Raw genomic sequence first — 22,004 nt, 5'->3', positions numbered from 1 at the left:
TACGGAGTTCCGCCGGCGAATCGGCGAAACACACACCGTGCCCACTCAACGGATTCCGGTGATGAGACTCCGGAGAAAGGAAAGGTCCACTTCCTCGAGCGAGCGGACGACGGTACGGCCCGCGGCGGGTTCGATGGGCACGACCGACGGAACCGCCACCACCCGGCAGCCCGCCGCTTCGGCCGCCGCCACCCCGGTCGCCGTGTCCTCCACGACCGCACAGCGGGCCGGGTCGGCGCCCAGTCCGGCCGCCGCGCGCAGGTACGGGTCCGGGTGCGGCTTGGTGCGCTCCAACTCGTCCCCGGCGATCGTCAGCGCGAAGTGCTCATGGCCGATCGAGTGCAGCACCCGGTCGATGATGCGCCGGTGCGAGGCCGAGACCAGGGCCGTCGGCACGTCATGGGCGGCCAGCTCCGCGAGAAGCCGGGCCGCGCCGGGCATCAGCGGCACATTGCCGTCGACCAGTTCCTCGAAACGGGCGTTGATCAGCGGGGACAGCTCGGGGAGGGTGATGTCGGCACCGGTGGCCTGAATCAGATACGAGGCGCTGCGCGTCATGGGGCCGCCGATCACTACCTCGCGGTGCTCCTCACCGAGTGTATGACCGAGCTCGGCGAAGATCCCGACCTCGGCGGCCCACCAGAAGCCCTCGGTGTCCACCAGGGTGCCGTCCATGTCGAGGAGCACGGCTTGAAGGGCGGATTCTTCGGCCGTCCGGGTGTCGAGTGCGGGGACGATGCTGGTCATCCGTGCTCCTCTCGTCTGGGCTGCCCCGGAGGGACAAAGCGGCCGGCCGCCACCCCGGGACGGGGCGCCGACCGGCCTTCACCGGACCGACTATTGTACGACCTTCCGGTTACCGAGCGTTGCTGCACACACCGGGGCCCCTCGCCGACGGCGGACGGCCCCCGGAATCCGCAGGTCACCCGGGTTATCGAGCGTTGAAGTACTTCGCTTCCGGATGGTGGATGACGATGGCGTCGGTGGACTGCTCCGGGTGCAGCTGGAACTCCTCGGAGAGCTCGACACCGATCCGCTCGGGCCGCAGCAGGTCCGCGATCTTCGCCCGGTCCTCCAGGTCGGGGCACGCCCCGTAACCCAGCGAGAAGCGAGCACCCCGGTACTTCAGGGCGAACATGTCCTCCACGTCGGCCGGGTCCTCCCCGGCGAAGCCCAGCTCGGCCCGCACGCGCGCGTGCCAGTACTCGGCGAGAGCCTCCGCCAGCTGTACGGAGAGGCCGTGGAGCTCCAGGTAGTCGCGGTAGGAGTCGGCGGCGAACAGCTCCGCCGTGGCCTCGCCGATCTTCGATCCGACGGTGACGACCTGCAGGCCGACCACGTCGGTCTCGCCGGATTCCTCCGGGCGGAAGAAGTCGGCCAGGCAGAGCCTGCGGCCGCGGCGCTGGCGCGGGAAGGAGAAGCGGGTGCGCTCACTGCCGTCGTCGTTCAGCAGGATCAGGTCGTCGCCCTTGGAGACACAGGGGAAGTAGCCGTAGACGACCGCCGCCTCCAGCAGGTTCTCGGTGTGCAGCTTGTCCAGCCAGCCGCGCAGCCGGGGCCGGCCCTCGGACTCCACCAGCTCCTGATAGCTCGGGCCGTCGCCCTTTCGGGCCTCCTTCAGTCCCCACTGGCCCTTGAAGAGCGCGCCCTCGTCCAGCCAGGAGGCGTAGTCGCCCACCTGGATGCCCTTGACCACGCGGGTGCCCCGGAACGGCGGGGTGGGGACCGGGTTGTCGGTGGCGACGTCGGAGCGGACCGCGCCCTCGGGCTCCTCGACCTCCAGCACCGCGGTGTCGCGCTTGGGTACGCGGCGCTGCTTCAGCTCGGGCAGCGTGGCGCCGGGGACCCCGCGCTTGACCGCGATCAGGGCGTCCATCAGGCGCAGGCCCTCGAAGGCGTCGCGGGCGTAGCGGACCTCGCCCTCGTAGATCTCATGGAGGTCCTGTTCGACATACGCCCTGGTCAGGGCCGCGCCTCCGAGGATGACCGGGAAGTCCGCGGCCATCTTGCGCTGGTTGAGCTCCTCCAGGTTCTCCTTCATGATCACGGTGGACTTCACCAGCAGGCCGGACATGCCGATGACATCGGCCCTGTGCTCCTCCGCGGCGTCCAGGATCGCCGAGACCGGCTGCTTGATGCCCAGGTTGACCACGTTGTAGCCGTTGTTGGACAGGATGATGTCCACGAGGTTCTTGCCGATGTCATGGACGTCACCGCGCACGGTGGCGAGCACGATGGTGCCCTTGCCGTCGGCGTCCGTCTTCTCCATGTGCGGCTCGAGGTAGGCCACCGCGGTCTTCATCACTTCGGCGGACTGGAGGACGAAGGGCAGCTGCATCTGGCCCGAGCCGAACAGCTCACCGACGACCTTCATGCCTTCCAGCAGGGTGTCGTTGACGACGTCGAGGGCGGACCGCTCGGTGAGCGCCTCATCGAGGTCGGCCTCCAGGCCGTTCTTCTCGCCGTCGATGATCCGCCGCTGCAGCCGCTCGTCCAGCGGCAGGGCCAGCAGCTCCTGCGCCTTGCCCGCCTTCATCGACGTGGTGTCCACGCCCTCGAAGAGCTCCATGAGCTTCTGCAGGGGGTCGTAGTCCTCGGCGCGGCGGTCGTAGATCAGGTCGTGGGCGACCTTGACCTGCTCCTCGTCCAGCCGGGCGATCGGCAGGATCTTGGAGGCGTGCACGATCGCCGAGTCCAGTCCGGCCTTGACGCACTCGTCGAGGAAGACCGAGTTCAGCACGATGCGCGCGGCCGGGTTGAGGCCGAAGGAGATGTTGGACAGGCCGAGCGTGGTCTGGACATCGGGGTGGCGGCGCTTGAGTTCGCGGATCGCCTCGATGGTGTTGACGCCGTCCTTGCGGGACTCCTCCTGGCCGGTGCAGATGGTGAAGGTCAGACAGTCGATGAGAATGTCCGACTCGTGCACGCCCCAGTTGGTGGTGAGATCGGTGATCAGGCGCTCCGCGATGGCCACCTTGTTCTCGACGGTGCGGGCCTGGCCCTCCTCGTCGATGGTCAGCGCGATCAGCGCGGCGCCGTGCTCGACCGCCAGCTTCGTGACCTTCGCGAACCGCGAGTCGGGCCCGTCCCCGTCCTCGTAGTTGACCGAGTTGATGACCGCCCGGCCGCCGAGCTTCTCCAGACCCGCCCGGATCACCTCCACCTCGGTGGAGTCCAGCACGATGGGGAGGGTCGAGGCGGTCGCGAAGCGTCCGGCCAGCTCCTCCATGTCCGCGACGCCGTCCCGGCCGACGTAGTCCACGCACAGGTCGAGCAGGTGCGCGCCCTCACGGATCTGGTCACGGGCCATCTCCACACAGTCGTCCCAGCGGCCCTCCAGCATGGCCTCGCGGAACTTCTTCGACCCGTTGGCGTTCGTCCGCTCGCCGATGGCCAGGTAGGAGGTGTCCTGCCGGAAGGGGACGCTCTGGTAGAGGGAGGCCGCGCCGGGCTCGGGGCGCGGAGTGCGCTCGGTGGGCGTGAGGTCACGCACCCGTTCGACGACCTGCCGCAGGTGCTCGGGCGTCGTACCGCAGCAGCCCCCCACCAGGGACATGCCGTACTCGCGGACGAAGACCTCATGGGCGTCGGCCAGCTCCCCGGCGGTGAGCGGATAGTGGGCGCCGTCCTTGCCCAGGACCGGCAGACCCGCGTTGGGCATGCACGACAGCGGGACCCTCGAGTGGCGGGCCAGATAGCGCAGATGCTCGCTCATCTCGGCGGGACCGGTCGCGCAGTTCAGCCCGATCATGTCGATGCCCAGCGGCTCCAGAGCGGTCAGCGCCGCACCGATCTCGGAGCCCAGCAGCATCGTGCCGGTGGTCTCCACCGTGACCGAGCAGATCAGCGGCAGGTCCGCCCCGGTGGCCTCCAGCGCCCGGCGCACCCCCAGGACCGCGGCCTTGGTCTGCAGCAGGTCCTGCGTGGTCTCCACCAGCATCGCGTCCGCACCGCCGGCGATCAGGCCCTCGGCGTTCTGCTGATAGGCGTCCCGCAGCGCGGTGTACGGGGCGTGGCCCAGAGTCGGCAGCTTCGTACCGGGGCCGATCGAGCCCAGCACCCAGCGCCGGCGGCCGTCGGCGGAGAAGGCGTCGGCCACCTCGCGGGCGATCCGGGCACCGGCCTCGGACAGCTCGAAGATCCGGTCCGCGATGTCGTACTCCCCCAGCGCCGCGAAGTTCGCACCGAAGGTATTGGTCCCCACGCAGTCCACACCGGCCGCGAAGTACTCCTCGTGGACGGAACGCACGATGTCCGGACGGGTGACGTTGAGGATCTCGTTGCAGCCCTCCAGCTGCTGGAAATCCTCCAGAGTGGGGTCCTGTGCCTGGAGCATGGTCCCCATTGCCCCGTCGGCCACCACCACCCGGGTGGCAAGGGCCTCGCGGAGTGCGGAGGCTCGGTCGGCTACGGCGGACGATGGCTCGTAAGCGGCCATGGAACAGCTCCCTGGGATGCGACGGCTGTCGGCTTTGCGCCCTCGCGTGGAGGAGGGCGCACGCGGCCAGGGTAACGTTCGACGCCGTCGCGGGCCTGCCGTGTTCACGGGACGGACAGACCTGAGAGCTCCCGGGGGTGGGCGGGCACCCGGTTCCTGGGCAGACTCTGTGTCGGTACCACGAGGTCGACAACAGCCGATAGTGTTCGGCATTGTCGAATCCGTGTGGAGGAGGTTGCCCGATGGCGAGGACGATCCAGTCGCTCGAGCGAGCGGCTGCGATGTTGCGGCTGCTCGCCGGCGGTGAGCGACGGCTCGGTCTGTCAGAGGTGTCCGACACGCTGGGGCTCGCCAAGGGCACCGCGCACGGCATCCTGCGCACGCTCCAGCAGGAGGGCTTCGTCGAGCAGGACCCGGCGTCGGGCCGCTACCAGCTGGGGGCGGAGCTGCTGCGCCTGGGCAACAGCTATCTGGATGTGCACGAGCTGCGCGCCAGGGCCCTGGTGTGGACCGACGACCTGGCGCGGTCCAGCGGCGAGAGCGTCTATCTGGGCGTGCTCCACCAGCAGGGCGTACTGATCGTCCACCATGTCTTCCGGCCGGACGACAGCCGTCAGGTCCTCGAGGTCGGCGCCATGCAGCCGCTGCACAGTACGGCCCTGGGCAAGGTGCTCTCCGCGTACGACCCGGTCGCGCACAGTGAGGTGACCGAGGGCAACCGGAAGGCGTTCACCTCCCGGACGGTGACCGGCCTGGAGGAATTCGAGGGCCTGCTCGACCTCATCCGTGCGCGCGGCTGGTCCTCCGACGTGGAGGAGACCTGGGAGGGCGTCGCCTCCGTGGCCGCCCCCATCCACAACCGTCGCCGGATGCCGGTCGGTGCGGTCGGCATCACCGGGGCCGTCGAACGGGTCTGTGAGGACGGCGAGTTGCGGTCCCAGCTCGTCGCGGCGGTACGGGACTGCGCCCGCGCCGTCTCCCGCGATCTGGGCGCCGGCCGCTTCTGACCTCCGGCGGGACCACCTCCGGACGCCCCGCGTCACGCTTGGACAACGGTGCGAGATTGCCGTCACTCGACTATTGACGCCGCCCTAACCGTGAAGAAAACTGCCGTTCACCGGTCGGCATTGTCGAACACCTGACGACAATCTTCGCTATGGTGGGGCACTGCCACGGACCGGTCACCGCCCTCACCGAGGGCGCGGGCCACGGGCGGGACCCCGTGGTCTGCCTTCCCCTGGACGAAGGACAAGGAGTCGCGGGTGTCCAGCTCCGACATCTTCATCGGCGAGACCATAGGTACCGCCGTACTCATCCTGCTCGGCGGCGGCGTCTGCGCCGCCGTCACCCTGAAGCGTTCGAAGGCTCAGAACGCCGGCTGGCTCGCCATCACCTTCGGGTGGGGCTTCGCCGTACTCACCGCCGCCTATATCTCCTCCAGCCTCTCCGGTGCCCACCTCAACCCGGCGGTCACCGTCGGCGTCGCCGTCCAGAGCGGCGAGTGGGGCAATGTGCCGGTGTACTTCGCCGGCCAGATGCTCGGCGCGGCGATCGGCGCGACGCTGGTGTGGCTCGCGTACTACGGCCAGTTCCAGGCGCATCTGCGCGACCCGGAGATCGTGGCCCAGACCACCGGCGAGGAGGGCCTGGTCGACAAGAGTGCTGCCCCGGCGGCCGGCCCGGTCCTCGGGATCTTCTCCACCGGCCCCGAGATCCGCAACGCGGTGCAGAACCTCGCCACCGAGATCATCGGTACGACCGTGCTCGTGCTCGCGATCCTCACCCTGGGCCTGACCAAGGGCCTGGCCGTCTCCGGCACCGGTGTACTGATCGTCTCGCTCGTGGTGGTCGGCCTCGGCCTCTCGGTGGGCGGCCCGACGGGCTATGCGATCAACCCGGCCCGTGACCTCGGCCCGCGTATCGTGCACGCACTGCTGCCCCTGCCGAACAAGGGCGGCTCCGACTGGGGTTACGCCTGGGTCCCCGTCGTCGGCCCGCTGATCGGCGGCGCCCTCGCCGGTGCGATCTACCAGCTCGCCTTCGCCTGAGCCCTTCCAGACTCTTCAGACTTCCAGGAGCAACCGTGACCGACACACACACCGCCGGCCCGTTCATCGCGGCCATCGACCAAGGCACCACCTCCAGCCGCTGCATCGTGTTCGACAAGGACGGCCGGATCGTCTCCGTCGACCAGAAGGAGCACGAGCAGATCTTCCCGAAGCCGGGCTGGGTGGAGCACAACGCCACCGAGATCTGGGACAACGTCCAGCAGGTCGTCGCCGGCGCCCTCGACAAGGCGGGCATCACCCGCGAGGACCTCAAGGCCATCGGCATCACCAACCAGCGTGAGACCACGGTGCTGTGGGACAAGGCGACCGGCAAGCCGGTGCACAACGCCATCGTCTGGCAGGACACCCGCACCGACGGCCTCTGCAAGGAGCTCGGTCGTAACGTCGGCCAGGACCGCTTCCGCCGCGAGACCGGCCTCCCCCTCGCGTCCTACTTCGCCGGCCCGAAGATCCGCTGGCTGCTCGACAACGTCGAGGGTCTGCGCGAGCGCGCCGAGCGGGGCGAGATCCTCTTCGGCACCATGGACTCCTGGGTCATCTGGAACCTCACCGGTGGCACCGACGGCGGCGTCCATGTCACCGACGTCACCAACGCCTCCCGCACCATGCTGATGAACCTGCACACCATGGAGTGGGACGACAAGATCCTGACCTCGATGGAGGTCCCGGCAGCGGTGCTGCCGGAGATCCGCTCCTCCGCCGAGGTCTACGGCACCGCGAAGGGCGTCCTGGAGGGCGTGCCGGTCGCCTCCGCGCTCGGCGACCAGCAGGCCGCGCTGTTCGGCCAGACCTGTTTCGCCGAGGGCGAGGCCAAGTCGACCTACGGCACCGGCACCTTCCTGCTGATGAACACCGGCGACAAGGCCATCAACTCGTACAGCGGTCTGCTGACGACCGTCGGCTACCGGATCGGCGACCAGGACCCGGTCTACGCGCTCGAGGGCTCCATCGCGGTCACCGGCTCGCTGGTGCAGTGGATGCGCGACCAGATGGGCCTGATCAACAGCGCCGCGGAGATCGAGACGCTCGCGAGCTCGGTCGAGGACAACGGCGGTGCGTACTTCGTGCCGGCCTTCTCCGGCCTGTTCGCCCCGTACTGGCGCTCCGACGCCCGCGGTGTCATCGCCGGCCTGACCCGCTATGTCACCAAGGCGCACATCGCCCGCGCCGTTCTCGAGGCCACCGCCTGGCAGACCCGCGAGATCGTCGACGCGATGAGCAAGGACTCCGGCGTCGAACTGACCGCGCTCAAGGTCGACGGCGGTATGACCTCCAACAACCTGCTGATGCAGACGCTCTCCGACGTCCTCGACGCACCCGTGGTGCGCCCGATGGTCGCCGAGACGACCTGCCTCGGCGCCGCCTACGCCGCCGGTCTGGCCGTCGGCTTCTGGCCCGACACCGACGCGCTGCGCTCCAACTGGCGCCGCGCTGCCGAGTGGACCCCCCGGATGGACGCGGACGTACGCGACCGCGAGTACAAGAGCTGGCTCAAGGCCGTCGAGCGGACCATGAGCTGGATCGAGGACGAGGAGTAAAAACATGAGCACCCTGCAGAGCGTCCCGACCCTCGGGACGCACCCGGCTGCCGGTTCCACCCCGAGCCGCGCCGAGACCCGGGAACGGCTCTCGAAGGCCACGTACGACCTCCTGGTGATCGGCGGCGGCATCCTGGGGACCTCGGTCGCCTGGCACGCCGCGCAGTCCGGGCTGCGGGTGGCAATGGTGGACGCCGGCGACTTCGCCGGCGCCACCTCCTCCGCCTCCTCCAAGCTCGTCCACGGCGGTCTGCGCTACCTGCAGACCGGCGCGGTCAAGCTGGTGGCGGAGAACCACCACGAGCGGCGCGTGCTGGCCAAGGACGTGGCCCCGCACCTGGTCAACCCGCTCACCTTCTACCTGCCGGTCTACAAGGGCGGGCCCGTCGGCGCCGCCAAGCTGGGCGCGGGCGTCTTCGCCTACTCGGCGCTCTCCGCCTTCGGCGACGGCGTCGGCAAGGTCATCTCCCCGGCGAAGGCCGTCGCCGGCAACCCCGCCCTGCGGACGGACAACCTCAAGGCCGTCGCGGTCTACTACGACCACCAGATGAACGACTCGCGGGTGGCCGTCATGACCGTCCGCGCGGCCGTCGAGTCCGGCGCCGTGGTGCTCAACCACGCCGAGGTGACCGGACTGCGCTTCACCCACGGCCGGGTCACCGGCGCCGAGCTCAAAGACCGTCTGGACGGCGGCGAGTTCGGGGTGAACGCCCGGGTCGTGCTCAACGCGACCGGCCCGTGGGTGGACCACCTGCGCAAGCTGGAGGACAAGGGCGCCGAGCCCAGCATCCGGCTGTCGAAGGGCGCGCACATCGTGCTCAAGCGCAAGGCCCCGTGGAAGGCCGCCATGGCCACCCCGATCGACAAGTACCGCATCACCTTCGCCCTGCCGTGGGAGGACCAGCTGCTGCTGGGCACGACCGACGAGGTGTACGAGGGCGACCCGGCGGATGTGCGCGCCACCGAGGCGGACATCCAGCAGATCCTGGACGAGGCGGCCTTCTCGGTCCGCGGCGAGGACCTCTCCCGCGATCTGATGACCTACGCCTTCGCGGGGCTGCGGGTGCTCCCCGGCGGGCCCGGCGGCGTGGAGAAGGCGAAGCGTGAGACGGTCGTCAGCGAGGGCCGCGGCGGGATGCTGTCGGTCGCGGGCGGCAAGTGGACCACGTACCGGCACATCGGCCGCACCGTGATGAACAAGCTCGCGCAGCTGCCGGGCAGTCCGCTGACCGAGGACATGGAGCCGGTCTCCAGCCTGGTCCGCCGGGCCCCCCTGCCCGGTATCGCCAACCCCAACGCGGTCGCGCACCGACTGCTGGTCGACCGTGAGCCGGGCGTACGGATGGATCCGCTGACGGCCCGTCAGCTGGCCACCCACTACGGCTCGCTGTCCTTCGACATAGCCCGTCTGGTCAACGAGGACCCGTCGCTGGGCGAGCGGATCCACCCGGACGGTCCGGAGATCTGGGCGCAGGTCGTCTACGCCCGGGACCACGAGTGGGCCGAGACCGTCGACGACGTACTGCGCCGCCGTACGACCCTGACGATCCGCGGCCTGGACAGCGAGGACGTCCGGACACGGGTCAAGGAGATGCTGGGCCGCAAGGGCTGACACACAGCGCCGCGCGCAAGGGGGAGAGGCCACGGGGGCCTCTCCCCCTTCGTCGTGCCCGCCCCCGCCCGGTGATCGGCCGCGGTACCGGTGGCGGCCCGGGGCGCGTCCGGAGAGGGCAGGGGGAGCGGCGCGGAGAGATGCCCCTCGGAGATGCCCCGGGCGGCACGGACGGCTTCGACGGACGCCCTGAGAACGCGGCTGCCCTGGGAAGGCAGGGGTGCCGGTGCGCGGGCGGTAGGCCCGGCCGCATCCGCGGGAGAGGTAGGGACAAACGCGACAGGCTCCGCCGGGCCGGGCCGCTCCGCACTAGGGTGGGCCGCACCGGCCGGGGATCCGGTATCGGCCGCGGTTCCGGTATCGCCGAAGTGGGCTCGCCGCGGAGTTCGGTCATGCCGATCAGGCCATCCGACAAGGGACTTCACCGCGGTGATCGGCACACCGCCCGTACGACGCCCCAGCGCACCAGGCATCATCGATCCAGACATCGGATGTCTGAGCCCGGCGGGGACCGGCGCCGGACGAGGAGGGCGCTCATGGCCGTGACGGACGAGGCGATCGAGAAGATCAAGGGCATGATTGTCTCGGGAGCGCTGCGGCCCGGCGACCGTCTGCCCAAGGAGAGCGAACTCGCCGCGGAGCTGGGGCTCTCACGGAACTCGCTGCGCGAGGCGGTGCGCGCCCTCTCCCTGATCCGCATCCTCGACGTACGCCAGGGCGACGGCACGTATGTCACCAGCCTCGACCCCCAACTGCTCTTGGCGGCACTGGGTTTCGTGGTGGACTTCCACCGCGACGACACGATGCTGGAGTTCCTGGCGGTCCGCCGCATTCTGGAGCCCGCCGCGACCGCCCTGGCCACTTCACGGATCAGCACCGCGGAACTCGACGCGCTGGGCGGGCGGCTGGACGCGCTGGGGCCGGATTCCCCGGTGGCGGAACTGGTCGCCGCCGACCTGGAGTTCCACCGGGGCATCGTGCGCGCGAGCGGGAACGCCGTGCTGTGCTCGCTGCTGGAAGGGCTGTCGGGGCCGACCACCCGGTCCCGTATCTGGCACGGGCTGGCCGAGCGGGGCGCCGTCAGCCGGACGTTGGACGAGCACCGGGCGATTCTGGCGGCGCTGTACGCCCGCGACGCGGAGGCGGCCCGGTCCTGGGCGACGGTGCACATCGCGAGCGTGGAACAGGGGCTGCGCTCGACGCTGTGAGAGACCCCCGGACGCACCCATCGACGACGTCGGTCCCGGGACCACCCAGGTCGGTCCGACGGGCCTTCTCCTGCCCGGCCGCGCGACCGTCGACCGGGCCGACTCCCAGCGGCGGAGGGCAGTATGTCCCGAAGAGGGGCGCGAGCCGGTCGGATCAGGTGCACGGCCGTCGAGCGGGGGCAGGACGGCGCCCTCGTTCACGCCGGAAGCGGAGGACATCGGACCTCTCGAGTCATCCGATGTATAGGGCCGGGCAGGCCTCGCTCTCCCGCTCCCTCTCGGAGTTCTTCGAAGACAGCTCGGATGAATCTCCGGACGACTCTGCACAGGGGCTGCGGACGGACGGCTGCGAAGCCGTAGGCTGGGGGCGCACGCATTGGGTACGGCATGGAACAGCAGCCGGGGCGGACCCAGACAAACGCTCCCGGTCGGAAGGAGGCGCTGGGTGATCGAGCTCGAGGGGGTTCCCGAGCTGATCGACCCGGTCATGGTGGCCGCGTTCGAAGGCTGGAACGACGCCGGCGACGCCGCCTCCACCGCGGTCGGGCATCTGGACCGGGAATGGAAAGGCGAGGTCTTCGCGGCGCTCGACGCCGAGGACTACTACGACTTCCAGGTCAACCGGCCGAACGTCTTCGTGGAGGGCGGTGTCAGGAAGATCACCTGGCCCACCACCCGGCTCTCGGTCATCCGGGTCACCGGTCCCAAGCCACGCGATCTCGTGCTGGTCCGCGGCATGGAGCCGAGCATGCGCTGGCGCTCGTTCTGCAACGAGATCCTGGGTTTCGCCCATGAGTTGGGCGTGGAGATGGTGGTGATCCTGGGCGCGCTGCTGGGCGACACCCCGCACACCCGCCCGGTCCCGGTCAGCGGCGTCACCTCCGATCCCGACCTCGCCCGGACGATGGATCTGGAGGAGACCCGCTACGAGGGGCCCACCGGCATCGTCGGAATCCTGCAGGAGGCGTGCACACACGCGGGTGTCCCGGCGGTCAGCCTGTGGGCGGCCGTGCCGCACTACGTCTCGCAGCCGCCGAACCCCAAGGCGACCCTCGCCCTGCTCAACCGGCTCGAGGACCTGATCGGGCTGCGGATCCCGCTGGGAGAGCTCGCGGAGGACGCGCGGGCGTGGCAGCTGGGAGTGGACCAGCTGGCGGCGGAGGACAGTGAGGTCGCCGAGTACGTCCAGTCGCTGGAGGAGGCACGCGACACCGCGGAGCTGCCCGAGGCGTCGGGCGAGGCCATCGCCCGGGAGTTCGAGCGGTATCTGCGGCGGCGGGACGGCCAGCCGGGGCCCGGGCAGCCGGGCGGGCACGCCACTGGGAGCGGTTCGGGCGCGGACGGCCGGGAGAGCGGCTCGTATCTGCGGGACAGCGCCGGCGGGCGTACGCGGCCGCCGAAAGCGTCGGCCAAGGGGGACGCGGAAGAGACGGACTCCGGGGCCGGTCCCGACCCGGGCAACAGGCCCGACTCCGGATCCGCGCCGGGCTCCGGTTCGGACTCCGGATCCGCGCCGGACTCCGGATCCACCTCGGACTCCGGCTCGGACACCGGCTCCGGCTCCGGCTCCGGCGACGAGTAGGGCCGCTCAGCACCGACGAGTCGGGGCACTCCCCGGGGGAGCACCCCGACTCGCGAACGGCGCTGTAGTGATCCGACAGAGGCAGGCCGTGCGTTACAGGGCGATGCCCAGGAGCGCGTCGACGGCGCGCGACACCAGGCCGGGCGCCCCCTCGTCCGTACCGCCCTCGGACTGCTGGACCGCGACCCAGCGGTCGACCGCGGCGAGCGCGGACGGCGCGTCGAGGTCCTCCGCGAGAGCTTCGCGGATCTCCTCGACCAGGTCGTCGGCCGGTGGCCCGTCGGGGCGCGAGACGGCGGCCCGCCAGCGGCCGAGCCGCTCCACGGCCTCGTCGAGCACGGTGTCCGTCCACTCCCAGTCGGCGCGGTAGTGGTGTGCCAGGAGCGCCAGCCGGATCGCCGCCGGGTCCACACCATCGCGGCGCAGCGCGGAGACGAAGACCAGATTGCCCTTGGACTTGGACATCTTCTCGCCGTGGAGCGCGACCATGCCGGCGTGCACATAGGCCTGGGCGAACGGGTGCTCACCCGTGAGGACCTGGGCGTGCGAGGCGCCCATCTCATGGTGCGGGAACGCGAGGTCGGAGCCGCCGCCCTGGACGTCGAAGCCCATGCCCAGATGGTCCAGGGCGATGGCGACGCACTCGATGTGCCAGCCGGGACGGCCGCGTCCGAGGGTGCCACCGTCCCAGCTCGGCTCACCGTCGCGGGCGGCCATCCACAGCATCGGGTCGAGGGGGTTCTTCTTCCCCGGGCGCTCCGGGTCTCCGCCGCGCTCCGCGGAGAGGCGGCGCATGGCCTCGGCGTCGAGTCCGGAGACCCCGCCGAACGCCGGGTCGGACTCCACGGAGAAGTAGGTGTCCCCGTCGAGCTCGTAGGCGGCGCCGGCGTCGCGCAGCCGTTCGACCAGCGGCACGATGCCGGGTATGGCCTCGACGGCGCCGATGTACTGCTGGGGCGGAAGCATCCGCAGGGCGGTCATGTCCTCGCGGAAGAGCGCGGTCTCGCGCTCGGCGAGTGCGCTCCAGTCGGTACCCGTGGCGACGGCCCGTTCGAGCAGGGGGTCGTCGACATCGGTCACGTTCTGGACGTAGTGAACCTGCCGCTTCGTGTCGAGCCACACGCGCTGAACGAGGTCGAACGCGTTGTAGGTCGCCGCATGTCCCAAGTGGGTGGCGTCGTACGGAGTGATTCCGCAGACGTAGATGCGGGCGACGGGACCGGGGTCGAGGGTGATCGGCCCTCCGGTCGCTGTGTCGTGGATCCGTAGGTCGCGGCCACTGCCGGGCAGGGCCGGGACCTCAGAAGCGGGCCAGGCATACATGTCATGAGACTAACCGGATGGGCGTTCCACATACGAACCGGAGCAGCAGGGTTGGCCGAATAGGCGGTCTTGCGCAATCCCCTCCGGCATGCTGCGAACGCGCCGCCGGCAAGCCGCGCCGCCTACCGCAGGCCGTTCCCCGGCTCCGGCGGACTCCCCGACCGCGGGAGACAGCGCCGGTCAGACCGGAGGCCAGGGGATCGCGGGCCACTGCCCACTGGGCTCGGGGTGGCGCCCCTCCCGCAGCAACGCGCCGATCCGGTCCCGTACGGCATCGGTCTCCGCCTCGGTCACCAGTTCCCGTAGGCGGGTCGCGAGGCCACCGCCGTCGGTCAGATCCGCCGAGAGCCGGCGGAGCACCTCGACCGCCTCGTCGGTGAGCGGCTCGCCCGCCCAGCCCCAGAGCAGGGTGCGCAGTCTGTCCTCGGCGTTGAAGGTCACCCCGTGATCGATGGCGTAGAGCCTGCCGTCGGGGGTGGGCAGCAGATGGCCGCCCTTGCGGTCGCCGTTGTTGATCACCGCGTCGAGGACGGCCAGCCGGCGCAACCGCGCATCGTCGGCATGCACCAACAGAGCCGTGCGCCCCTCCCCCACGTCGGCGAACCCGACGGCCTTCCAGCCGGGTCCGGGCTCCTCCCCGTCGATGAGAGCCAGCAGCTCGGCCGCGGGGTCGGCCTCGATCCAGAGCTGGCACATCCCCTCGCCGTACGGGCCGTCGCGCAGCACGGTCGGGGGGACCAGGTCCCAGCCCGTGGCCCGGGAGAGCTCGTAGGCCGCCACTTCGCGCTGGGCGAGCGTGCCGTCGGGGAAGTCCCACAGCGGCCGCTCCCCGGCGACCGGCTTGTACACACAGTCCGCCCGCTGCCCGTCCAGCTCGACGGCGCAGTGCAGAACGGCGTTCGACGCCCCCCGGATCCTTCCGCGTACCGTCAGTTCCCCGCGCACCAGCAGGTCGTACGCCGCAGCCCCGTCCGGCCGTGGCGGCTCCTGCGTCCCGTCACCGGCCTCGGCGCAGGAGGGCCCCGACGTCATGCCCCGCGGCGGTATCCGTTCTGGCGCGGACATACGTGTCCCTCCGGGTCGAGCGGCAGACTGCACAGCGGGCACGGCGGGCGTCCGGCGTTGACCACCTCGAGCGCCCGCTTGGCGAACGCCCGGGCCATCTCGCCGGTGAGCCGGACCCGCAGCATCGGCGGGCCGTTCTCCTCGTCCTGGAGGAGCCTCTCCTCGGCCTCGGCGAGGTCCTCGTCGGTCTCCGCGTCGAGTTCGACGAGAGCCTGCGCCTCGACGATCATGCGCTGCTCCTCGCCGTCCCAGGCCAGCGCCATGGTGCCGACCCGGAACTCCTCCTCGACGGGGGCGTCGAGCGGCGCGGTGTCGGAGAGGTCCGTCGGTGCGACGGCCGGTACGGGCGCGTTGCCGCCGGTGCGGCGCACCACCTCGTCCAGCAGCTCGTCGATCCGCTCGGCGAGCGCGGCCACCTGGGTCTTCTCCAGGACGACGCTGGTGGTGCGGCCGGCCCCGGTCGCCTGGAGGAAGAACGTCCGGCGGCCAGGCAGCCCGACCGTACCGGCGACGAACCGGTCCGGAGGGTCGTAGAGGAACACCTGACGGGACACGTCCTGCTCCTTGGGATCGACTGCGGGATCGACGCCGCGCGGTCACACGTACCCTGGCCGCGGCCCGTCCACCCTACTGCTCACGGCGATCACGCCGCGCCCGCGGCACCCCCCACCTCGGCGTCGCCGCTGCCACCGGCCGAACCGCCGCCCTCCTCGGGCGCGAGCCCGCTGAAGCCTCCGGTGTCGCCGAGCCGGAGCAGAAACGGCCGCAGCGGGGTGTAGCGGATCGCGGTGACGGAGCAGGGCTCCACGGAGATCCGCTGGAAGAGGTCCAGATGCAGTCCCAGGGCGTCGGCCACCAGGGACTTGATGATGTCCCCGTGCGAGCACATCGCATACACCGCGTCGGCGCCGTGCTCGGCCTCGATCCGGCTGTTCCAGTCGCGTACGGCGTCGACTGCCCGCGCCTGCATGGCTCGTACGGTCTCCCCCTCCGGCCCCGGGAACTCGGCGGCGGACGGGTGCCCCTGCACGGTCTTCCACAGCGGCTCGTCGGCCAGCTCCGCGAGTTTGCGGCCGGTCCAGTCACCGTAGTGGCACTCGCCGATCCGCTCGTCGATGTGCAGCGGCAGGGCGGGGCGGGCGTCGAGCAGCGGCCGCAGCGTCTCCTGGCAGCGCTGCAGGGGGCTCGTGACGACAGCGGCGAGCGGCAGGCCGGCCAGCCGCCCCGGCAGCGCGGCCGCCTGGGCGGCGCCGCGCTCGTCGAGGGCGACTCCGGGCGTCCATCCCGCGAGCACCTTGGCACTGTTGGCGGTCGAACGGCCGTGCCGGACGAGGATCAGCGTGGGCATGTGCGCAACCTTACGGTGCCGTGCAAGAGGACCCCGGGTGTGCGTCCCGGCCGGGCAGGGGAGAATGCCCCGCGTGATTGTGGACTGTGCCATCTACCGGGACGGGTGCCGAACCGAGGGCCCCGCCGACTTCTCCGACGCGCTGGACGAGGCGCGGGCGGAGGGCAACTCGTTCCTGTGGATCGGGCTGCACGAGCCGACGGAGAAGGAGTTCGAGCTCGTGACCAGCGAATTCGGGCTGCATCCGCTGGCCGTGGAGGATGCGCTGACCGCACACCAGCGGCCGAAGCTGGAGGTCTACGACGACTCGCTCTTCCTGGTCCTCAAGCCGGTGCTGTACGACGACACGGCGGCCACGGTCACCACCGGCGAGCTGATGGTGTTCGTCGGCGACTCGTTCGTGGTGACGGTCCGGCACGGTGAGGGCGCCCCACTGGCCCAGGTGCGGCAGCGCCTGGAGGAGGAGCCGGAGGTCCTCAAGCACGGCCCCACGGCGGTGATGTACGCGGTGAGCGACGCGGTCGTGGACCACTACCTCGACGTGGCGGCCGAGCTTCAGGTGGACCTGGAGGAGCTGGAGGCGGAGGTGTTCGCGCCGGCCGGCACCGACACCACGCCCACGGCGGCCCGGATCTACGCCTTCAAGCGCCAGGTCCTCGAGTTCCGCCGTGCCACCGGCCCGCTGGCCGATCCGATGGAACGGCTGGCGGGAGCGGGGGTGCCGTTCGTGCACGAGCACTCCCAGCCGTTCTTCCGTGACGTCAGCGACCACCTGACGCGCGCCAACGAGTACGTCGAGGGCTTCGACCGGCTGCTCTCCGACATCCTGGGGGCGCATCTCGCGCAGATGGGCGTCCAGCAGAACAACGACATGCGGAAGATCTCGGCATGGGCGGCGATGGCGGCGGTGCCCACGATGGTCGCCGGGGTCTACGGCATGAACTTCGAGCACATGCCGGAACTGGACTCGGTGTGGGGCTATCCGGCGGTGCTGATAGTCATGGCCGGCGCCGTGGTGTGGCTGTACCGGACCTTCAAGCGGCGCGGCTGGCTCTGACCCGCGGGCGGGCGGACTCGTTGGGCCCCTCGGTCAGGCGAACTCGGGGGCGGCCGTCGCCGGCCCGCCGAGCGCGTCACGCCGCTCCGGCATCCTCAGACTGACCATCCGGTGCCAGCCGCCCAGCCGCTCGTACGCGTAGAACGCGTGGATCCCGGCCGCGAGCACCGCCGCCTTCGCCGCGGACCAGCCCAGGATCCGTCCCATGTGCGCCATCACGGCGAGGCTGACGTCGCGGTACACCCGGATCTCGGCGAGCGCGCTCTCCCGGAGGATCCGCTGGATCGTCCGGCCGTGCCCGGCGGCGGCCAGCCGCAGCAGCTCCTCGTGGCAGTACGCCAGATGGTTGTCCTCGTCGTTGGAGATCATCCTGACGGCGCGGCCGACCTCCGGGTGGTCGGCGAAGTGTTTGCGCAGGAGTTGCATCTGCTCCGAGGCCCGCTGTTCGGTGACCCTGCTGTGCGCGAGGTAGGCGACGATGTCCTCCTCCGAGAGCGGCTCGTCGGCGCGGAGCTTGTCGTGGGCCAGGCCGATGCCCTGCCTCTCGAGCAGCATGGTGTAGTCGGTGTCCGGGGGGACGTCGACCGGGTCCAGTCCGCGTTTGCGCAGCAATGCGTTGAAGATCCGGCCGTGCTTGTCCTCGTCGGCGCCATGGCGGACGATCTTGCGGCTGAGCCCCCGCTGGGACGCCGGGACGAGGGCGGCGATCCGGCCGTTCTCCCAGCCGCCTTGCGCCTCACCGCTGGCGGCGATGGAGCAGAACAGCCGGAACGACTCGTCGTGGTCGAAGATCTCCTGGAACAGATCTCTGGCCGAAAGCATCAATGCCACCTCCGTACGGGGCTCCGCACAGGATGAGTCAAATGCTCCTGGAGGTGTCCGGCAACAGCTGGCCCGGATAACTCCGCCGAACGGAGGAGCGCGGAGGCTCCCGGCGCGTAACTCCGCGGGGGCGCGCGCGTTGTGCTCGGTGACGGCCGTGGCGGGGTGGACCCCCGAGCCCCCACCACGGCCGCAGAGCCTCTCAGCCTCTCCCGCCGACACCCCTGGGTAGGGTTATTTCCGAGCCTGGAGGGGGTTGTGAAACCGGTGGGCAAGTTCAGCAGAGCGGCGAGGAGCCGTCCGGCGCCCCGGCCACTGGGGCCGGCCGGATCGGACTGGGCGCCGCATGAGCGCCTGGACGACGCCGCGCGTGCCTACTTCCTGCATGCCGAGGTCGCGCTGGACGCCATCGCCGGAGTGCTGGGGCGGCGCCGGGTGCGGGGGTTCACTCTGGAGCGGGTGGTGGACCTGACGGAGGCCGGCGCGTCGGTGTGGCAGGAGGCCGCGGTCTGCGACGGGCGGCGGCTCATCCTGTGGCACAGCGAGGAGCTGGAGGACGGGAGCGATCCGGGCGGGACGGTGCTCGACTCCTCCGTACAGGTTCTGCCGCTGGGCTCGATCCGCCATGTGGGGATGCGCACGCTGGTCGGGCAGGACGCCTCGGGCGGCCGTATCGACCGCGGAGTGCATCTGGTGCTCGCGACCGGTACGCCGCACGAGCTGAATCCGCTGCCGGGGGGCGACCCGGACTCGCCCGTGACCGCCGCCCGGTTCCGTCCGGAGGCGTTCCGGTTCAGCAAGTCGCTGGACGACGGCGGGCCGGGCCAGATAGCCCGGCTGATCGCCTTCGGACGGCTGCTGGGCCGGCTGGTGCCCGGCTGACGCCTCCGGCGACGGCCGGCCCCCACCGCGAAGGCCCGGCGGAGGTCCGGCCCCGCTCCCGCCCGGCTGGGGGGTGCTCCCCGGGTGCCTCAAGGGTGGGGCCCCTCCTCCCGCGGCCCCCGCTGCTGCGGGATCATCCCCGGCCACGCGGGGTGCCTCCCCGGCTCCTTACAGGAGAGGGGTGCCGCCGCCACTGGGCTACGGGGGCGGGTCCGGCTCCTTACGGGTGGAAGGCCGCCCGCCGAGGCCGGAGACCGCCCCGGCGACGCGCTCTCCCAGCCGTCTGCCGCGTTGTCGGAGCCACCGACGGCTCCACCCCCGGGCTGGCTTCGGCGAAAGCCGACCGAGAGACCGGCTGCGCGGGAGCCCCCCACCGTCCTGCGCCCGCACCGCCGACCGCCGTGTGACCCGGCGGGCGGCGGGCGGGGCGTTGCGCCGGGCGGGACCGCGCGCTTACGCGAGACCCGCGCGCTCCAGTGCCTCGACACCCGCCCGCAGCGAGGTGAGACGCTCCTCGAGCGTGAAGCCCGCCGGGGCGAGGGAGAGGGTGGTGACACCGGCCTCGGCGTAGGCCTGCATCCGGTCGGCGACGCGTTCGACCGGACCGAGCAGGGTGGTGGAGTCGATCAGCTGGTGGGGCACGGCCGCCGCGGCGCCCTCCTTGTCGCCGGAGAGGTACTTCTCCTGGATCTCGGCGGCCTCCTTCTCGTACCCCATGCGCTGGGCAAGCTTGTTGTAGAAGTTCTGCTTGGCGCTGCCCATGCCACCGACGTACAGCGCGGTGTACGGACGGAACTGGTCGGCCAGGGCCTGGACGTCGTCGCCGATCGCCAGGGGGACGGTGGGCACGATGTCGAAGCCGTCGAGGGACTTGCCCGCCTTCTCACGGCCCGCGCGCAGGGAGCCGAGCGTGGTCTCCTCGGCGTGCTCGGGCGCGAAGAAGATGACCAGGGCTCCGTCGGCGATCTCGCCCGTCTGTTCGAGGTTCTTCGGGCCGATCGCCGCGATGTAGAGCGGGATGTGCTCACGCACCGGATGGACGGTGAGCTTGATCGGCTTGCCCGGGCCGCCGGGCAGCGGCAGCGTCCAGTGCTCGCCCTCGTGGACGAGGCGCTCCCGGGACATCGCCTTGCGGATGATCTCCACATACTCGCGGGTGCGGGCGAGGGGCTTGTCGAACTTGACGCCGTACCAGCCCTCGGACACCTGCGGGCCCGATACACCGAGGCCGAGGCGGAACCGGCCGCCGGAGAGCGAGTCGAGCGTGGCGGCCGTCATCGCGGTCATCGCGGGCGTCCGGGCGGGGATCTGGAAGATGGCCGATCCCACGTCGATGCGCTCGGTCTGGGCCGCGACCCAGGACAGCACCGTGGGGGCATCGGAGCCGTACGCCTCCGCCGCCCAGCAGACGGCATAGCCCAGCTTGTCGGCCTCCCGGGCAACTGTGAGGTTGTCCGCGTCCATTCCGGCACCCCAGTAACCGAGGTTGATCCCGAGCCGCATGCCGTTTCTCCTTACCGATCAGTAACGCCCCTGTTCCGGGGACTCTAGCGCGCGGGGGCGCGGTCCGTCAGTGCCGGGTTGTCCACAGGCCGGCGGCCGCGGCGCCACCGGCCAGTAATCTCAACGCTCATGGAGCAGAGGCACCTCGGCCGTACGGGCCTTCGCGTATCGCGGGTCGGGCTCGGCACCCTCACCTGGGGACGGGACACCGACGAGCACGATGCCGCCGATCAGTTGAAGGCCTTCTGGGAGGCCGGCGGCACCCTGGTGGACACCGCGGATGTGTACGCGGACGGCGGCGCGGAGTATCTCCTGGGGCAGCTCATAGAGGACCTGGTGCCGCGGTCCGACCTGGTCATCGCGACGAAGGCGGGCAGCGTCCCCGACCCCGACCGGCGGTTCGACGGCTCGCGCGGCCATCTGCTCGCGGCGCTCGACTCCTCCCTGGGGCGCCTCGGCACGGACCATGTCGATCTGTGGCAGGTCCACGCCTTCGACCCCGGGACACCCCTGGAGGAGACGCTGCAGGCGCTCGACATCGCCGTCAGCAGCGGCCGGGCGCGCTATGTGGGGGTGTCCAACTTCTGCGGCTGGCAGCTCGCCAAGGCCGCCACCTGGCAGCTGGCCGCGCCGGGCGGGCGCACCCGGCTGGCGAGCACGCAGATGGAGTACTCGCTGCTGCAGCGCGGTGTGGAGCGGGAAGTGCTGCCCGCGGCGCTGGACCTCGGGGTGGGGCTGTTGCCGTCCTCGCCGCTGGGTCGGGGCGTGCTGACCGGGAAGTACCGGCACGCGACCCCGGGCGACTCGCGGGGAGCCTCCCCGCAGCTGGCGGCGTTCGTGGCCCCGTATCTGGACGATGCGGCGAGCCGGATCGTGGACGCCGTCACCACCGCGGCGGAGGGGCTGGCGGCCACGCCGCTTCAGGTGGCGCTCGCCTGGGTCCGCGACCGGCCGGGAGTGGCGGCACCGATCGTCGGCGCGCGCAACGCGCAGCAGCTCACGGCGGCTTTGTCAGTGGAGGAGCTTAGTCTTCCTGATGAGATCTGCCGGGCGTTGGACGATGTCTCGGCGCCCGTGCACCACTATCCCGACCAGGACTGGAGCACCCTGTGACCACGGACCGTCTCGCCGGCGAGGACCCTGCCGCGCGGACATCCGGCGACGCGCCGGAGCCCGGCCGCCAGGATGCGGCGGGAGCGGCGGACAGCGGCTCCGCACCCGGCGGACCGTCCGGCCGGCCGGAAGCGCCCGGACCGCAGGAGACCGAGCGGTCCCCGGGCGCGGAGGAGCCGCCCGGTGGGGCCGATGCGCCACCCGGTGGGGCCGAGGCGCCGTCATCGCACAGCCGCCCCGAGGACGGGGAGCGGCGCATGCCGGACGAGGGGCCTGGCGCGTCCTAAGCCCGGACGGACGCCGCGGCCGACCGGGAAGACGGGGAACGTGCCGCCGACGGTGCGACGTCCGCGCTTGCCCCCGGTGGCGGCGGTGGCACTGCGCGCCCCGAGGGCCGGGGCGGGCGGTCCGCTGCGAGCTCCTGGCCGACGCGGACCGCACCGC

At 71.2% G+C, this 22,004-nt stretch carries 18 protein-coding genes; 10 read left to right on the top strand and 8 right to left on the bottom strand.

Annotated elements, in window-relative coordinates; translation table 11 throughout:
• Positions 1-45 precede the first annotated feature (45 nt).
• Together ACTWQE_RS25210 and metH are read right to left on the bottom strand one after the other, a co-directional pair.
• Entirely contained in the window at positions 46-747 is a 702-nt protein-coding gene (locus ACTWQE_RS25210; protein WP_443331325.1) for an HAD family hydrolase, read from the bottom strand.
• A gap of 184 nt (positions 748-931) precedes the next feature.
• Complete coding sequence (gene metH, locus ACTWQE_RS25205) at positions 932-4,438, bottom strand: methionine synthase (protein ID WP_443331324.1); 3,507 nt, start codon at positions 4,436-4,438, stop codon at positions 932-934.
• Positions 4,439-4,680: 242 nt separating this feature from the next.
• On the opposite strand from metH, the gene ACTWQE_RS25200 reads away from it, so the two are divergent.
• The 6 genes from ACTWQE_RS25200 (at position 4,681) to ACTWQE_RS25175 (ending at position 12,447) form a co-directional block, all read left to right on the top strand.
• The gene (locus ACTWQE_RS25200) at positions 4,681-5,445 is read left to right on the top strand and encodes an IclR family transcriptional regulator (RefSeq protein WP_443331323.1); all 765 of its coding nucleotides are present in this window, start codon (positions 4,681-4,683) and stop codon (positions 5,443-5,445) included.
• A gap of 255 nt (positions 5,446-5,700) precedes the next feature.
• A complete protein-coding gene (locus ACTWQE_RS25195; protein ID WP_443331322.1) occupies positions 5,701-6,486 on the top strand; it encodes an MIP/aquaporin family protein in 786 nt (261 codons plus the stop codon).
• A 35-nt stretch (positions 6,487-6,521) separates the two neighbouring features.
• Complete coding sequence (gene glpK / locus ACTWQE_RS25190) at positions 6,522-8,045, top strand: glycerol kinase GlpK (RefSeq protein WP_443331321.1); 1,524 nt, start codon at positions 6,522-6,524, stop codon at positions 8,043-8,045.
• Between the two features lie 4 nt (positions 8,046-8,049).
• Positions 8,050-9,657, top strand: coding sequence for an FAD-dependent oxidoreductase (locus ACTWQE_RS25185; protein ID WP_443331320.1), 1,608 nt, complete (start codon positions 8,050-8,052; stop codon positions 9,655-9,657).
• A gap of 536 nt (positions 9,658-10,193) precedes the next feature.
• On the top strand, positions 10,194-10,865 hold the full coding sequence (locus ACTWQE_RS25180; protein ID WP_443331319.1) for a FadR/GntR family transcriptional regulator: 672 nt from the start codon (positions 10,194-10,196) through the stop codon (positions 10,863-10,865).
• Positions 10,866-11,310: 445 nt separating this feature from the next.
• Entirely contained in the window at positions 11,311-12,447 is a 1,137-nt protein-coding gene (locus tag ACTWQE_RS25175; protein WP_443331318.1) for a PAC2 family protein, read from the top strand.
• A 93-nt stretch (positions 12,448-12,540) separates the two neighbouring features.
• Here ACTWQE_RS25175 and mshC read toward each other — a convergent pair whose 3' ends face one another.
• The 4 genes from mshC to ACTWQE_RS25155 form a co-directional block, all read right to left on the bottom strand.
• Entirely contained in the window at positions 12,541-13,770 is a 1,230-nt protein-coding gene (mshC, locus tag ACTWQE_RS25170; protein WP_443331317.1) for a cysteine--1-D-myo-inosityl 2-amino-2-deoxy-alpha-D-glucopyranoside ligase, read from the bottom strand.
• 180 nt (positions 13,771-13,950) lie between these two features.
• Positions 13,951-14,835: an SCO1664 family protein gene (locus tag ACTWQE_RS25165; RefSeq protein WP_443331316.1), complete on the bottom strand. Its 885-nt coding sequence runs from the start codon at positions 14,833-14,835 to the stop codon at positions 13,951-13,953.
• On the bottom strand, positions 14,799-15,389 hold the full coding sequence (locus ACTWQE_RS25160; protein ID WP_443331315.1) for a DUF3090 domain-containing protein: 591 nt from the start codon (positions 15,387-15,389) through the stop codon (positions 14,799-14,801). The genes ACTWQE_RS25165 and ACTWQE_RS25160 overlap by 37 nt, the downstream gene beginning before the upstream one ends.
• 89 nt (positions 15,390-15,478) lie before the next feature.
• Entirely contained in the window at positions 15,479-16,183 is a 705-nt protein-coding gene (locus ACTWQE_RS25155) for a histidine phosphatase family protein (RefSeq protein ID WP_443331314.1), read from the bottom strand.
• Between the two features lie 64 nt (positions 16,184-16,247).
• Between ACTWQE_RS25155 and corA the strand changes: the two genes are divergently transcribed.
• Positions 16,248-17,240, top strand: coding sequence for a magnesium/cobalt transporter CorA (gene corA / locus ACTWQE_RS25150; protein ID WP_443331313.1), 993 nt, complete (start codon positions 16,248-16,250; stop codon positions 17,238-17,240).
• A gap of 33 nt (positions 17,241-17,273) precedes the next feature.
• Here corA and ACTWQE_RS25145 read toward each other — a convergent pair whose 3' ends face one another.
• Complete coding sequence (locus ACTWQE_RS25145; protein ID WP_443331312.1) at positions 17,274-18,062, bottom strand: ferritin-like domain-containing protein; 789 nt, start codon at positions 18,060-18,062, stop codon at positions 17,274-17,276.
• Between the two features lie 267 nt (positions 18,063-18,329).
• Between ACTWQE_RS25145 and ACTWQE_RS25140 the strand changes: the two genes are divergently transcribed.
• On the top strand, positions 18,330-18,944 hold the full coding sequence (locus ACTWQE_RS25140; protein WP_443331311.1) for a hypothetical protein: 615 nt from the start codon (positions 18,330-18,332) through the stop codon (positions 18,942-18,944).
• Between the two features lie 453 nt (positions 18,945-19,397).
• Here the strand turns inward: ACTWQE_RS25140 and ACTWQE_RS25135 are convergent, their stop codons facing one another.
• Complete coding sequence (locus tag ACTWQE_RS25135) at positions 19,398-20,447, bottom strand: LLM class F420-dependent oxidoreductase (protein ID WP_443331310.1); 1,050 nt, start codon at positions 20,445-20,447, stop codon at positions 19,398-19,400.
• Positions 20,448-20,576: 129 nt separating this feature from the next.
• Between ACTWQE_RS25135 and ACTWQE_RS25130 the strand changes: the two genes are divergently transcribed.
• Together ACTWQE_RS25130 and ACTWQE_RS25125 are read left to right on the top strand one after the other, a co-directional pair.
• On the top strand, positions 20,577-21,560 hold the full coding sequence (locus tag ACTWQE_RS25130) for an aldo/keto reductase (RefSeq protein ID WP_443331309.1): 984 nt from the start codon (positions 20,577-20,579) through the stop codon (positions 21,558-21,560).
• Entirely contained in the window at positions 21,557-21,847 is a 291-nt protein-coding gene (locus tag ACTWQE_RS25125; RefSeq protein ID WP_443331308.1) for a hypothetical protein, read from the top strand. Before ACTWQE_RS25130 ends, ACTWQE_RS25125 begins: the two co-directional genes overlap by 4 nt.
• The last annotated feature ends 157 nt before the right edge of the window (positions 21,848-22,004 follow it).

The organism is Streptomyces sp. 8N706, assembly GCF_052245415.1.
In the GTDB taxonomy this organism is placed as follows: Bacteria; Actinomycetota; Actinomycetes; order Streptomycetales; family Streptomycetaceae; genus Streptomyces.
This window is presented reverse-complemented; position numbering and strand designations above follow the sequence as displayed.

What these genes read in the sequence shown, in the direction of transcription:
- ACTWQE_RS25155 (WP_443331314.1), bottom strand. Translation starts at nt 16,183, where the DNA reads ATGCCCACGCTGATCCTCGTCCGGCACGGCCGTTCGACCGCCAACAGT.
- metH (WP_443331324.1), bottom strand. Translation starts at nt 4,438, where the DNA reads ATGGCCGCTTACGAGCCATCGTCCGCCGTAGCCGACCGAGCCTCCGCA.
- ACTWQE_RS25165 (WP_443331316.1), bottom strand. Translation starts at nt 14,835, where the DNA reads ATGTCCGCGCCAGAACGGATACCGCCGCGGGGCATGACGTCGGGGCCC.
- ACTWQE_RS25185 (WP_443331320.1), top strand. Translation starts at nt 8,050, where the DNA reads ATGAGCACCCTGCAGAGCGTCCCGACCCTCGGGACGCACCCGGCTGCC.
- ACTWQE_RS25180 (WP_443331319.1), top strand. Translation starts at nt 10,194, where the DNA reads ATGGCCGTGACGGACGAGGCGATCGAGAAGATCAAGGGCATGATTGTC.
- corA (WP_443331313.1), top strand. Translation starts at nt 16,248, where the DNA reads ATGCCCCGCGTGATTGTGGACTGTGCCATCTACCGGGACGGGTGCCGA.
- ACTWQE_RS25135 (WP_443331310.1), bottom strand. Translation starts at nt 20,447, where the DNA reads ATGCGGCTCGGGATCAACCTCGGTTACTGGGGTGCCGGAATGGACGCG.
- ACTWQE_RS25130 (WP_443331309.1), top strand. Translation starts at nt 20,577, where the DNA reads ATGGAGCAGAGGCACCTCGGCCGTACGGGCCTTCGCGTATCGCGGGTC.
- ACTWQE_RS25200 (WP_443331323.1), top strand. Translation starts at nt 4,681, where the DNA reads ATGGCGAGGACGATCCAGTCGCTCGAGCGAGCGGCTGCGATGTTGCGG.
- mshC (WP_443331317.1), bottom strand. Translation starts at nt 13,770, where the DNA reads ATGTATGCCTGGCCCGCTTCTGAGGTCCCGGCCCTGCCCGGCAGTGGC.
- ACTWQE_RS25210 (WP_443331325.1), bottom strand. Translation starts at nt 747, where the DNA reads ATGACCAGCATCGTCCCCGCACTCGACACCCGGACGGCCGAAGAATCC.
- ACTWQE_RS25145 (WP_443331312.1), bottom strand. Translation starts at nt 18,062, where the DNA reads ATGCTTTCGGCCAGAGATCTGTTCCAGGAGATCTTCGACCACGACGAG.